Annotated in this window: 9 protein-coding genes; 3 read left to right on the forward strand and 6 right to left on the reverse strand. The window is 68.5% G+C overall.

The window, feature by feature from the left end; genetic code table 11:
- Nucleotides 1–4: 4 nt before the first annotated feature.
- Nucleotides 5–820, reverse strand: a complete 816-nt coding sequence (locus tag GVL12_RS14795; protein WP_159915296.1) for a carbon-nitrogen hydrolase family protein — start codon at nucleotides 818–820, stop codon at nucleotides 5–7.
- The gene (locus GVL12_RS14800; protein WP_159915298.1) at nucleotides 817–4,932 is read right to left on the reverse strand and encodes a YhdP family protein; all 4,116 of its coding nucleotides are present in this window, start codon (nucleotides 4,930–4,932) and stop codon (nucleotides 817–819) included. Before GVL12_RS14800 ends, GVL12_RS14795 begins: the two co-directional genes overlap by 4 nt.
- A 94-nt stretch (nucleotides 4,933–5,026) precedes the next feature.
- Between GVL12_RS14800 and glnE the strand changes: the two genes are divergently transcribed.
- Nucleotides 5,027–7,819 (forward strand): bifunctional [glutamate--ammonia ligase]-adenylyl-L-tyrosine phosphorylase/[glutamate--ammonia-ligase] adenylyltransferase, encoded by a 2,793-nt coding sequence (gene glnE / locus GVL12_RS14805; protein ID WP_159915300.1) that lies wholly within the window; start codon nucleotides 5,027–5,029, stop codon nucleotides 7,817–7,819.
- A gap of 411 nt (nucleotides 7,820–8,230) precedes the next feature.
- Here glnE and GVL12_RS14810 read toward each other — a convergent pair whose 3' ends face one another.
- Nucleotides 8,231–8,848, reverse strand: a complete 618-nt coding sequence (locus GVL12_RS14810) for a glutathione S-transferase family protein (protein WP_159915302.1) — start codon at nucleotides 8,846–8,848, stop codon at nucleotides 8,231–8,233.
- A 103-nt stretch (nucleotides 8,849–8,951) separates the two neighbouring features.
- On the opposite strand from GVL12_RS14810, the gene purB reads away from it, so the two are divergent.
- Together purB and GVL12_RS14820 are read left to right on the forward strand one after the other, a co-directional pair.
- Nucleotides 8,952–10,331, forward strand: a complete 1,380-nt coding sequence (purB, locus tag GVL12_RS14815; RefSeq protein ID WP_159915304.1) for an adenylosuccinate lyase — start codon at nucleotides 8,952–8,954, stop codon at nucleotides 10,329–10,331.
- A gap of 203 nt (nucleotides 10,332–10,534) precedes the next feature.
- Entirely contained in the window at nucleotides 10,535–11,095 is a 561-nt protein-coding gene (locus tag GVL12_RS14820; protein ID WP_159915306.1) for a YaeQ family protein, read from the forward strand.
- 26 nt (nucleotides 11,096–11,121) lie between these two features.
- On the opposite strand, the gene GVL12_RS14825 is transcribed toward GVL12_RS14820, so the two are convergent.
- The 3 genes from GVL12_RS14825 to GVL12_RS14835 form a co-directional block, all read right to left on the reverse strand.
- The gene (locus GVL12_RS14825; RefSeq protein WP_200843773.1) at nucleotides 11,122–11,796 is read right to left on the reverse strand and encodes a hypothetical protein; all 675 of its coding nucleotides are present in this window, start codon (nucleotides 11,794–11,796) and stop codon (nucleotides 11,122–11,124) included.
- Between the two features lie 163 nt (nucleotides 11,797–11,959).
- Nucleotides 11,960–12,196 carry a hypothetical protein gene (locus tag GVL12_RS14830; protein ID WP_159915308.1) on the reverse strand — a complete coding sequence of 79 codons (237 nt, stop codon included), beginning with the start codon at nucleotides 12,194–12,196 and terminating at the stop codon, nucleotides 11,960–11,962.
- 89 nt (nucleotides 12,197–12,285) lie between these two features.
- Nucleotides 12,286–12,711 carry a DUF3717 domain-containing protein gene (locus tag GVL12_RS14835; RefSeq protein WP_159915310.1) on the reverse strand — a complete coding sequence of 142 codons (426 nt, stop codon included), beginning with the start codon at nucleotides 12,709–12,711 and terminating at the stop codon, nucleotides 12,286–12,288.
- Between the last annotated feature and the right edge of the window lie 331 nt (nucleotides 12,712–13,042).

Here is a 13,042-nt window from a genome sequence, read left to right on the forward strand (position 1 = left end):
GGCATTACAGAATACGGTGTTGCAGGGCGGGCAGCTGGGCGCGCACATGGGCGATGTGCTGGCGGTCGAGCTGCGCCAGCGCCAGGCCAGCGCCCTGGTCGCGCACGGCGAGCACCTGGCCCCAGGGGTCTACCGCCATGCTGTGGCCCCAGGTCTGGCGACCATTGGGATGAATGCCGCCCTGGGCCGGCGCGAGCACATAGGCCTGGTTCTCGATGGCCCGGGCGCGCAGCAGCACTTCCCAGTGGGCCTGGCCCGTGGTGTGGGTGAAGGCGCTGGGCACCAGCAGCAGGTCGCAGCCGCGCTGGGCATGGGCGCGGTACAGCTCGGGAAAGCGCAGGTCGTAGCAGATGCTCAGGCCCAGGCGCCAGTGCGCGCCGCTGCGGTCGGTGATGTCTAGCCGCACCGGCGTCTGCCCGGCCGCGATCACCTGCGCCTCGTCGTAGCGCTCGCGGCCATTGTCGTAGTGGAACAGGTGGATCTTGTCGTAGCGCGCCACGCATTCGCCGCCGGGCGAGAACACCAGCGTGCTGTTGCGCACATGCTGCTCGTCATCGGCCTCGAGCGGCAGGGTGCCGCCGACGATCCACAGGTCGAGTTCGCGCGCCGCGCGCGCCAGGAATTCCTGGATAGGGCCCTGGCCGAACGCTTCCCTGTAGCCGAGCTTGTCGGTGTCGCGCAGGCCCATGGCGCAGAAGTATTCGGGCAGGGCCGCGAGCTGCGCGCCCGCGTCGCGCGCCTGCTGCAGCAGTTGCCAGGCGACTTCGAGGTTTTCGGCCACGTCGGGCGTGGACACCATTTGCAGGGCGGCGACTTTCATGGCGAGGTGACTCCTGTGGTGGTGGGGGGCGGGACGCTGGCGCGTGATTCGGGAGTGGATGGGATGGGGTTCACCTGCGGGTCGGACCAGGAGCCGTCGATGCGAAATTCCTTGGTCGTGGCCGCGATCAGCGGCCCGCGCAGCAGCATCTGTGCGAGAAAGCTGCTCAGGCCCACGACCGGGTTGATGGCCGTGGCGACCAGCGAGGCCGTCCAGACATTGATCTCGGGCACGACCACTACGTGCAGGTTCTGGGTCTCGCGGTGCATGTCGGCTTCGCCTTCCATCAGCACGGCGGCGTTGACGCCTTTCATCTGCAGGTTGTTGGTGCGGGCTATGCCCTGCGCGATCTGCACATCGCCGCGCACGAAGTCGAACGCAAAGCCCTTGCTGAAGACGTCGCGGAAATCGAGCGTCAGGCGCCGGGGCAGGGCCTGCAGGCTCAGCACGCCCAGCAGCTTGGCCAGGCCGGGCTCGGCCTGCAGGAACTGGCCCGAGGCCATGTCCAGGTGCATCTGGCCGTTCATCGAATGGTAGTCGGGCGCCAGCGGCGAGCCGTTCCAGGCGACCTGGCCGTCGAGCCGGCCGCGCCCGTTGCGTATCACGCCGGGCATGGAAAAGCGGCTCAGCAGCGCGCCGGTGTCGTTGATCTCGAGCGCGAAGCGCAGCGCCGTGCGCGGCTGCGCCGGCTGGCCCGGCTGCAGCGCCCAGCTGCCGCTGGCCTGCAGCCGTGCTTCGGGGCTGGTGATGTTGAACTGGGTCAGCTGCCATTCGCGCAGCGCGGGGTCGGTGGGGCTTTGGCGGTTGCGCGCCTGGACTTCAAAGCGCCCCATGGGCCGGCCGAACAGTTCGAGCGCTTCGACGGCGATGTCCAGCGCGGGCAGGCTGCGCGGCTGCGGGCTGAGCAGGGCGTCGACAGCGCCGGCCGCGCTTTGCGGCACGGCCAGTCGCGCGAGCCGCGCATGGACCTGACCTGCGGGGTCGGCGGCATGGCCTTCGCGGTACTCGATCTGGCCGCTGAGTTCGCGCGCCTCGACGCTCGCATTCCACAGGCCGCCGTTGCGCGTGCCGCTGGCGCTGAGCGCATGCAGCGTGCGGCTGTTTATCGTGAGGCTCCGGGCGCTGAGCGTGGCCGTGTCCGGCAGATAGCTTTGCAGCGACGCGGTCGTCGCCGCTTCGGCCGGGGCAGAAGGCTCGACGGGCGCCAGGCGCTGCAGCGCCTGCAGCCAGGCGTCGATGTCCACGGCCGCGAGCGCCACCTGGGCGTGCACGCCGCGCTCGGGCATGTCGATCGCTGGCAGCGGGCTGCCGATGGCCAGCGCGCCGCGCAGCACTTTCGCCGGCGTGCTGCCCGCATCGCGCAGGTAGCGCAGGCTGGCAAGCTCGCCCCATTGCAGCGCGATTTCGTCGTGCAGCGGCGGCAGGTCGGTGTTGGCAGCATGCGCGGCGGGCGTGGCCAGGGCCGACGGCGCGAGCGTGTGCGCGAAGCGCAGCGCCAGCGCCGCCGGCGCAGTCTTGCCCAGCGGGCTGGGCAAATCGAGCGCCAGGCCTTGCAGATTGCTGGTGACGGTGATTTCGGGCGTGCCGCGGCGCACGCCCAGGTCCAGCACATAGTCGGCCTGGCCCTGGGCTGCGCGCGCGATGTCGGCCAGAAGGCCGAGCTCCGGCGCCGCGCGCAGCCCTTCGGCGCTTGCCGTGCCGCTCGCGCGCAGCGCCAGCGGCGACTGGCTCGCGGGGGCCGATGGGGGCAGCACCTGCATGCCGCCCTCGAAGCGCACGGGCCCGCCCAGCGCCTGCGCCTGCACGCCGGACAGCGAAAAGCCGGTGTCGGAAAACTGCACGCTGCCGCGGATCTGGCTGAGCAGCGGCACTTCGGGCATCAGCCGCAGGCTGTTGCCGGCCAGCGCGACGCTGCCCTGGACCTTCGACTGCTCGAGGTGGTCTATGGGCAGGTCCAGATGCAACTGCAACTGGGCCGTGCCGCTGCCCTGGGCATGGTCTAGCACCTGCTCGGTCAGCGCGGCCACGGGCGAGCCGGCGACGAAGCCGAGCATCTCGGCGAGTTCTCCCTGCGCGCGGGCCTGGACGTCGACGCGCGTATGCGAGAGGTCGGGAATGCGCGCCTGGATCTGCTGCAGCTGCAGCCGCGGGTGGCCGGCCACGCGGCCCTGGGCGTTGCGCACGGCCATCGATGCGCGGTCGAACACCAGCTCGCCCGACAGCTGGGTCAGCGCGGGCCAGGGCTTGTCGCCCGCGGACTGCAGCCCGGGCGGCACGTAGACATAGTTGACGTCATGCACGTCGGCGGCGATGTGGAACTCGCCCTCGCCGGGCCGCTCGAACGGCAGCTTGGCTAGATCGCCCTGGACCTTGAATTGCACGCGGCTGGCGCGCCCGCTTTGCACGCTGTCGCGCACATAGTGGCGCGCGTCGGCGGGGATTTCCAGCGGCAGGTAGCGGTGCACGCGGCTGCCGTCGGCATTGCGCAGCGTGCCGGTGAGCGCGAGCACGCCGGGAAAGCGCGTCGCCGCGTCGCGGCCGGTGTGCCAGCTGGCCTGGGCCTGGCCTTCGGCGTCGGCATTGGAAAAGCGCAGGTCGCGGGCCTGCACTTCGATCTGCTCGCCCTGCAACTGCCAGCGCAGCGCGCCGCTCAGATGGTCGAGCGCCAGCACCGGCTCCTCGAACACGCCCGGCAGGCGCAGCGTGCCACCGGTCATGCCGAGCTGGGCCGAGCCGCCGAGCTGGTTGAGCGAGAACTTCGCCTGCAGGCCTTCGACGCCGGGAACGCCCGTGCCCTGCGCTGCAGGTTGCTCGGACAGCGCCAGGTCCTGGACTTCCCCGCTGATTTCATACTGCAGCGGCTTGTCTATGGGCCCGCGCCAGTGGGCCTGCAGCGCCTTGACCTGGCCGCGCGGCGCCAGCGCCTGCAGCCTGCTGCGCGCGGCGTCGGCTATGGGCAGGCGGCTGGCGAGCTGGGCGGCGATCGCCAGATCGAACTGTTCGAAGCGCAGCTCGCCGAGCTCGCCGAGCGCGCCGTGTTCGGCGGCCGCGGCGTCGGCCTGGATGTGGCGCAGCGAAAACCGGCCCGCGGGCCAGCGCAGGCCGTCGCCGGTCTCGAACGCCAGCGACTGGCCGTGCAGCGCATAGCCGCCGGGCAGGCGCGCTACGCTCAGCCGCCCCTGCAGCGCGTGCAGCGTGAGCGGCGGCAGGTCGGGGCGCAGCCGGGTCTCGACGGCGCTGAGCATCAGGTCCGTCGTGACCTGCTGGATCTGGCCACGCTGCACGTCGACCCAGGCGCGCAGCGCGCCGCGGCCCTGGGAGACGCTCGCGCCCTGCAGGTCGATGTATTGCCCGAGCCGGGCCACATCGAGCTGGGCGAAATGCGCGTAGGCCTGGCCGCTCCAGCGCCGCCAGTCACCCTCGTGCACGGACAGCAGCGGCGCGCGCAAACGCGCGGCCAGCGTGAAGCGCGAGCCCCATTCGCTGTCGGGCGTGGCATCGAGCCGGATCTGGTGGCGCCGGCCCTGGTTGCGCACCACCAGGTCGAGGTCGCGCAGCGACAGCGGCGGCGCCTGGCGCAGTTCGTCGGTCCAGCGCAGCTGGCCGCTGCGGATGGCGATTTCGGTCTGCGAGAACAGCCAGTCGGCCGCGGGGCTGTTGCCTTCGCTGGCCGTGGGCAGGGCCAGACCGGCAATCCACAGCTGGCCCGCGCCGTCGCGCCGCGCCTCGAGCAGCGGGGCGTCGATATAGAGCTGCTCCACGCCCAGGCGCAAAAGCGAGCGCGGAGATACCCCGATCACGACCCGCGGCAGCTCCAGCGCGGGCTGGCCGCGCGCGTCGAGCAGGGCCACCTGGCCCAGTTCGATGACCGGCATCAGGCCTTCGCTGCGCGCCGTGATGGCCCCGATGCGCACGGGTACCCCCAGGGTGCGCGCGGCCAGGCTTTCGAGCTGCGGACGGTACTCGCTGATTCGCGGCACAATGAATCCATGGAGCACCCCCCACATGGTGGCGAGCAGCAGCCAGAAGGCCAGCAGCAACCCCAGTGACCACCGCGCAATGCCAGCCGTCCAGCGGAGCAGGCGTGAGGGGTGCGGTTGAGGTTCGATCATTGGTGGGCAGGTCAGTGCCAGGAATTATCACCCGCTGGGCATCCCGGGGGATCCGAGGGTTGGCAGCCGGTCCACCGTTATTCCTGTATTGCGCATGCAGACCGTTGACTATTCTCCTTCCGAGCTCGCCCCCGAGGCCCCATCGCGCCTTGCGCATTCCCGTTTTTACCAACGTTTACACCGGCGCTACGCTGCGGAACTTGGCCTTTTCCCCGAAGGCGTGCCGCAGCGCGCGGGCATGGAGCAGGCGCTCGACGCCCTGTGCCGCCAGGGGCTAGACCTGTCGGCCGCGCTGCGCGTGCTGCGCCAACTGGTGATGGAACGCCTGCTGCAGCTCGACTGCGCGCAGCAGGCCCCGCTGGCGGTGATCACGCAGGCCGTGACCCAGCTCGCCGAAGTGGCGCTGGACCGCGCCTGCAGCCAGGTGCGAGCCGATCTCGACAGCCGCCACGGCGCGCCGACCGGACCCGACGGCCAGGCCGTGCCGCTGTGGATCATCGGCATGGGCAAGTTCGGCGCGCGCGAGCTCAATGTGTCCAGCGACATCGACCTGATCTATGTCTACGAGCACGAAGGCGAGACCGCGGGCCTGCCCGACGGCCGCGGGCGTCTGTCCAATCACGAATATTTCGGCCGCGCGGTCAAGGGCATCTATGCGCTGATCGGCGAAGTCACCGAGCACGGCTTCGTGTTCCGCGTCGATCTGGCGCTGCGGCCCAACGGCAATTCCGGGCCGCCGGCGGTATCGCTGGCCGCGCTCGAGGAATACCTGCAGACCCAGGGCCGCGAGTGGGAACGCTTCGCCTGGCTCAAGAGCCGCGTGGTCGCGCCGCGCGACAGCGTGCGCTCGCCCGAAGTCCAGGCGCTGCGCGGCGTGGTGCTGCCGTTCGTGTTTCGCCGCTATCTCGACTACAGCGTGTTCGATGCGCTGCGTTCGCTGCACCGCCAGATCCGCGAGCACGCGGCCAAGCGCAGCGCCGGCCATCCGGGGCGCGCCAACGACGTCAAGCTCTCGCGCGGCGGCATACGCGAAATCGAATTCACCGTGCAGCTGCTGCAGGTGGTGCGCGGCGGGCAGTTCCCCGAGCTGCGCTGCCGGCCCACGCTCGAAGCCTTGCAGCGCCTGGCGCGCTCGGGCCTGATGTCGGCCGAGACCGCCGAGGCCCTGGCCCAGGCCTACACCTTCCTGCGCCAGGTCGAGCACCGCATCCAGTACCTCGACGACCAGCAGACCCATGTGCTGCCCACGCGCGACGACGACCTGCTGTGGATCGCCCAGACCATGGGCTATCCCGACTGCAGCCGTTTCCTGCACCAGCTCGATGCCCACCGCGAGCTCGTCGCCGAGGAGTTCGATACCCTGCTCGGCGGCAATGCGCCCCAGCAGTGCAGCAACGGCCAGTGCAACGGCCCGCGCGCGCTGACCGCGGCCACGCCCCAGGAAATCGAAGACCTGATCTCGCACCTGCCGGCCCAGCTGTCGGCGCGCGTGGCCGAGTGGCGCGACCACCCGCGCGTCACCAGCCTGCGCGAGGAAACCCGCGCGCGGCTGTTCCGTCTGGTGCAGCGCACCGCGCAGTGGGTCGCGGACGGCAGCGTCGACGAAGAGGCGGCGGTGCGCCTGATCAACTGGCTCGAGCCGCTGCTGCGCCGCGAAAGCTATCTGGCGCTGCTGCTCGAGCGGCCTGCCGTGCACGAGCGGCTGCTGCACCTGCTGGGCGCGGCGCGCTGGCCGGCGCGCTACCTGCTGCAGCACCCGGGCGTGATCGACGAGCTCGCCAGCGATGCCTTGCTGACCGACCGCTTCGTCGCCGCCGATTTCGAGCGCGAACTCGCGCTGCGCCTGACCTCGCTGCAGACCACGGGCGAAGACGACGACGAAACCCTGCTCAACCTGCTGCGCCGTGCCCACCATGCGGAAATCTTCCGCACGCTGGCGCGCGATGTCGAAGGCCGGATCACGGTCGAGCAGGTCGCCGACGACCTGAGCGCGCTCGCCGACAGCGTGCTGCGCGTCACGGGCCAATGGTGCTGGTCACGCCTCAAGGGCCGCCACCGCGAGGAGCCGCAGTTCGCCATCATTGGCTACGGCAAGCTCGGCGGCAAGGAACTCGGCTACGGCAGCGACCTCGACATCGTGTTCGTCTTCGACGACGACGACGAGCGCGCGCCCGAGGTCTACGCCGCCTTCGTGCGCAAGCTGATCAACTGGCTCACGGTGAAGACCGGCGAAGGCGACCTGTTCGAGATCGATACCGCGCTGCGCCCCAACGGCAGCTCGGGCCTGCTGGTCACGGGTTTCGAGGCCTATGCCAAATACCAGCAGCAGCGCGGCAGCAACACCGCCTGGACCTGGGAACATCAGGCCATGACGCGGGCGCGCTTCGTTCTCGGCAGCGAGGCCTTGCGCGCGCGCTTCGATGCGGTGCGCGAAGCCGTGATTTCCGCGCCGCGCAACCCCGAGCTGCTGCGCGCCGAAATCGTCGCCATGCGTGCGCGCGTGCGCGCTGCCCATCCGGTGCGCGGCCAGCTGTTCGACGTCAAGCACAGCCCGGGGGGCATGGTCGATGCGGAATTTGCGGTGCAATACCTGGTGCTGCTGTGCTCGGGCGAGCACCCGCAGCTGCTGGGCAACGTGGGCAATATCGCGCTGCTGCGCAGCGCCGAGCAGGTCGGGCTCTTGCCCCAGGGCGTGGGCCAGGCCGCGGCCGACGCCTACCGCGCGCTGCGCCGCATCCAGCACAAGGCGCGGCTCGACGAGTCCAGCGGCCAGATCGACCTGCAGACTGCTGTGGCCCATCGCGATGCGGTGCTGGCCCTGTGGCGCGCGGTGTTCGGCACGCTGGACAGCGGCGATCTGGCGCCCGGCCTGAGCGCGCATATTTGAAAACAAACGTTAAATCATCGACACCGCTCGCCTTGGACCAGCGCCGCTAGCCCGCTTGGGCGCTTGCCTTGCCGCCTCTGGGCCGTGGTGGCCGAGCGCGTTGTCAACCCTTTGGCGACCTGTTGCCGGCGTGAGAAAGGTGGGCAGGGGTTAGCAGTTGGTTACATTTTGGCGCTGCGCCGGCTTGAACTTTGGCGCAGACTCGCCCTCAATCAATGAGGTTGCACGGGCAGGGCCCGGTGCGACGAACGGTTTACTGTTGCGAAGCCTTTGAGGACGCGATCCTTATAGACCCCCTGAAACGCTTCTCCTCCCTCCCTCTCTTTATTCGTTTCGGGATGCTTCGCAACTTTTTTCTTCGATGAAAAATGGCTTCCGCAAGGAAGCCATTTTCTTGTCTTCACCGCGGCGTCAGGCCGGCACGGTGTCCTTGAAGCTGGCGCGCTGGGCCAGCTTGTCGGCCAGGCGTGCGAGGTTGGGGTGGTCATCGCGCCAGGCCAGCTGCGGGAAGCGAAAAGCCAGCCAGTCGAGCGCGCAGCCCGTGGCGATGTCGGCCAGCGTCATATGGATGCCGCAGCAAAACGGCTTGTCGCCCAGGGCCTTGGACATCGCCTGCAGGCTGGCCTCGACCTTGCCCAGCTGGCGGTCTATCCAGGCCTGGCTGCGTTCGCCCTCGCTGCGCCCGGGCCAGGTGGCTTCGAGGCGGGCGAGCACGCCGGCATCGAGCAGGCCGTCGGCCAGCGCTTCCCAGGCCTTGACGTCGGCGCGCTCGCGGCCGCTGGGCGGCAGCAGCTTGCCCACGGGCGACAGCGTGTCGAGGTACTCGACGATCACGCGCGAGTCGAAGAGCGCCGATTCATGGCCTTCGATCATCAGGCGGGGCACCTTGCCCAGCGGGTTGGCGGCGCTGACCGCGGCATCGGCGGCCCAGACGTTGTCGATCTCGAACTGGTAGTCGAGCTTTTTCTCGGCCATCACGACACGCACTTTGCGCACGTAGGGACTGCTGGTGGTACCGATCAATTTCATAGGGCGAACTTCCATGGCGCGGGACCCGGCAAGTGCCGGCCGGACGATTCTATCGGCAGCCATGCGCGGCATGGGATTTGGCATGCCCCCTACAATTGAGGGCATGAGCTTTTCCACCATTTCCGCCCTCTCTCCGCTCGACGGCCGTTACGCCGCGAAACTCTCCGCCCTGCGCCCGATCATGAGCGAACAGGGCTACATGCACCGCCGGGTGCAGGTGGAGATCGCCTGGTTCATTGCCCTGTCCGACGCCGGCTTCGAAGAATTCCAGCCGCTGTCCATAGGCGCGCGTGCCTACCTGCTGGGCCTGGTCAAGCACTTCAGCGAAGCCGACGCAGAGGCCATCAAGGAAATCGAAAAGACCACCAACCACGACGTCAAGGCCGTGGAGTACTGGATCAAGTCCAAGTTCGAAGCCCGTCCCGAACTGGAAAAAGCCGCTGAATTCGTGCACTTCGCCTGCACCAGCGAAGACATCAACAATACCAGCCACGCACTGCAACTGCGCGTGGGCCGCGACATGGTCGTGCTGCCGGCGCTGGACCGCATCGTGCTCAAGCTGCGCGAAATGGCCCACCAGTACGCCGACGTGCCCATGCTCAGCCGCACCCACGGCCAGACCGCGAGCCCGACCACCGTCGGCAAGGAAATCGCCAACGTCGTGGTGCGCCTGCAGGCCGCCGTGGACCGCATCGCCAGCGTCAAGATCCTGGGCAAGATGAACGGCGCCGTGGGCAACTACAACGCCCACCTGTCGGCCTGGCCCGATTTCGACTGGGAAGCGTTCAGCAAGAAGGTCATCGAAAGCCCCGAACCCAACGGCCTGGGCCTGACGTTCCAGCCCTACTCGATCCAGATCGAGCCGCATGACTACATGGCCGAGCTGTTCGACGCCGTGGCGCGCGCCGACACCATCCTGATCGACCTGTCGCGCGACATCTGGGGCTACGTCTCGCTGGGCTACTTCAAGCAGCGTCTGAAGGCCGGCGAAATCGGCTCCTCGACCATGCCGCACAAGGTCAACCCCATCGACTTCGAGAACGCCGAAGGCAACCTGGGCCTGGCCAACGCCGTGCTCAAGCACCTGTCCGAAAAGCTGCCCGTGAGCCGCTGGCAGCGCGACCTGACCGATTCCACGGTGCTGCGCAACATCGGCGTGGCGCTGGGCTACGCAACGCTGGCCTACACCTCGCTGATGACCGGCCTGAACAAGCTCGAACTCAACGAGGAAAAGCTGGCCGAAGACCTGGACAACGCCTGGGAAGTGCTGGCCGAGCCCATACAGACCGTGATGCGCCGCTATGGCGTGCAGGGCGCGTACGAGAAGCTCAAGGAAGTCACGCGCGGCAAGACCGTGCAGGCCGAAGACCTGCACCGCCTGATCAACGGCCTGGAAATCCCCCAGGCCGACAAGGACCGTCTGCTGGCGATGACGCCCGCTTCCTACGTCGGCAAGGCCGCCGAACTTGCCCGCCGAGTTTGAGTTGTTCTGCTAGCCCGTCCCTTCTGTGACGGGCCCGCCGAGGGAAGCTCGGGACGAACGGCTGGATAGGCTCAAGCTATCCAAACCCCGTTCGCCCTGAGCCTGTCGAAGGGCGTTTCAGGGCGTGGCTCCCGCCATCAGCTGCAGCATTTCTTTTTGATTCCCTTGTGGAATCTTTTCTTTTTTCCGAGCACCCCCCGCCCATGGCCCTCAAATCCACCATCTTCAAGGCAAATCTGCAGATTGCCGATATCGACCATGGCTACTACGCCGACCATGCGCTGACTCTGGCCCGCCACCCGAGCGAGACGGACGAGCGCATGATGGCGCGCCTGGTGGCGCTGGCGCTCAATGCCCACCAGCTCAACGACCTGTGCAACGGCGACGCGACGCTGTCCTTTGGCGCCGGCCTGTCCGATCCCGAAGACCCGGACGTGTCGCTGACCGATTACACGGGCCGCAAGCGCCTGTGGATAGAAGTCGGCCAGCCCGAGGACAAGCCCATCGCCAAGGCCTGCAGCAAGTCGGACCAGGTGCTGCTCTACCCGTTCAGCCACTCGGCCGATGTCTGGTGGCGCGGCATTGAAAGCAAATTCAGCCGCCTGCCCAAGCTGCAGGTCTGGCGCCTGCCGTCCGAAGCCGGCCCCGAACTGGCCCAGCTCGCCGAGCGCAGCATGCAGTTGCAGGCGACTATCCAGGAAGGCGGCATCACGCTCAGCAGCAAGCTCGGCAGCGTGGTCGTCGAGCCGATTCGCTGGAAGTGATTTCTCGCGGCTGTCCCTTGGCGGGGTCAGGAGGATAGCCCCTGCATGCGCAGCGCCTGCGCGAGGTCCTGCAAGGCCCAGCCCGGCGGCAGCAGCATGCGCCGCGTGGCCAGCTGGTCCAGCGTGGCGCTGTCCACCTGCTGGCCCAGATAGTGCAGGCGCTTGTCGGCCAGGCGCAGATAGCCCTGGCCATGGCTGCGCGCCAGATGCTCCCACAGGCCATGCGCGGCCGGCGACTGGCGCGCCCCGCTGACCAGCACCATGCCCTGGCGCAGCATGTGCCGATAGACCGCGCTCGCAATGCCGCGGCGCTGGTAGGCCGGCGCAAAGCGCGAGTGCGGCGAGCGTATCCAGCGGCCCGCATGCCGGTCCACTTCGCACATGCGCTGGAACATGGTGTAGCCCGCGAGGCAGCCGCGCGCCCGGTCTTCGACATAGATGAAGCAGTTGCCGTCGACGATGCGCTGGCGCATCACCAACCCCGGGTTGCGCCCGGGCGTGGGCAGCGCCAGGCTGTCGATTCCCCAGAGCTTGCTGCCCGGCGTGTACAGGCGCTCGTAAAGGGCTTCGAGTTCGCCGGCTATCAGCGGCAGTTGCACGTCGATGCGCAGTTCGGTGCAAATCGGCCGCGCCGGCTGGCGCGGGCGACGCAGCCATTGCGTCAGGGCGCTCCAGCCAGAAAGCCCATTGTGTGACGTCAAAAAGGCCGCCGGCGCGGCAGGAGACAAGACAAGACCGGACACATCGCTCTCCCATGTGTGCATTGCCATGGGCGGGCCTGCGCGGGCGCAGGTCCACCCGTCCGCGCAGGCGCAGACAGGCGCAATCGCCGCCACCAGGGCGGCAAACCAAGGGGGTGTGGAGTCAGACGGGCAGCGTGACGCCGCCGGTCGAAAGCATGCGCCGGCCTGTTCCACGCAGGCCGGCGCGCCGTGCCCGTGCGGCCTGACGCGGGCCGATGTTCAGGCGCGCAGCGTCCCGTTCGCGCAGGCGTGCCGCCGCTGCGGGCCAGGCCGTGCGGCGCAGCACGCCGCTGGTGCGCAGGCGCGCCAGACGGCAGTGCAGGGCCAGCAGGGAGGGCAGCGGGGCGGACAGGGGCAAGAGCGCGCGCGGGAGTGAAAACAGCCCGGCATCTTACAAAACCCGAACATCGCACGGGCAAGGTGCGGTATCGGGGGGCTGCGCAGCCCTCAGCGCCGCTGCTCGGGCGGGTTTTCTGCGGCGCGTTCAGCGTAGCGGTTGAAGCGCCAGGCGGAGTTCTCTATGGTGATGCGCCGCCAGACGCTGCGTTTCTCGACGGCGTCGAACGCCGGCCAGTGCTGGACCTCTTCGAACGTGCGCCCGCAGCCCTTGCACAGGTCATCGCCCTGGCTGGTCGAGCAGATGGCGATGCAGGGCGTATCGGGCGTGGTGTCGTACCAGGCGAGCCAGGCGGCCTGCGCATGCGAGGGCACGTCGGCGGCGTCGACTTCGCTGGCATGGCGGAAGATCATCAGCGCGTAGACATCGGCCAGGGCCCGGGCTTCGGGCGCGAGCAGCACGCCGTCGGGAGAAGGCTTTTTCTGGCGCCAGTAGTTGATGGCTGCCTCGATGTCGGTGATGTGGATTCCTGCCATGGGGGGTGCGAACAATAGGGCTCTGGATGATAGCGCCGGGCCCGCGGCGCGACGCCGCCATGGCTTTTGCTGTCGGCCGTGGCTGGCAAAAAACCCGGATTTATGCCTACGCATTGCCAAATGTGTTCAAATCGCCAGCTTCGAAGGGGAGTAGCTCTCGTTGCGATGCCCGGCGCTCATCTGCCGGTAAATCGCACGTACGTCGAGGTCGTCAATACGAAGCGCAAGCTTCCGGCCTCGCGGGTTCCGTGCTGAACGGTGCCGAGCAAGACCTTTGAGAGACCGGTGTGACGGTCTGTCAAAGCATTTCCCTTCGGCCCAGCTTCCTGGT

This window comes from Pantoea sp. 18069 (assembly GCF_902706035.1).
GTDB lineage: Bacteria > Pseudomonadota > Gammaproteobacteria > Burkholderiales > Burkholderiaceae_C > Comamonas.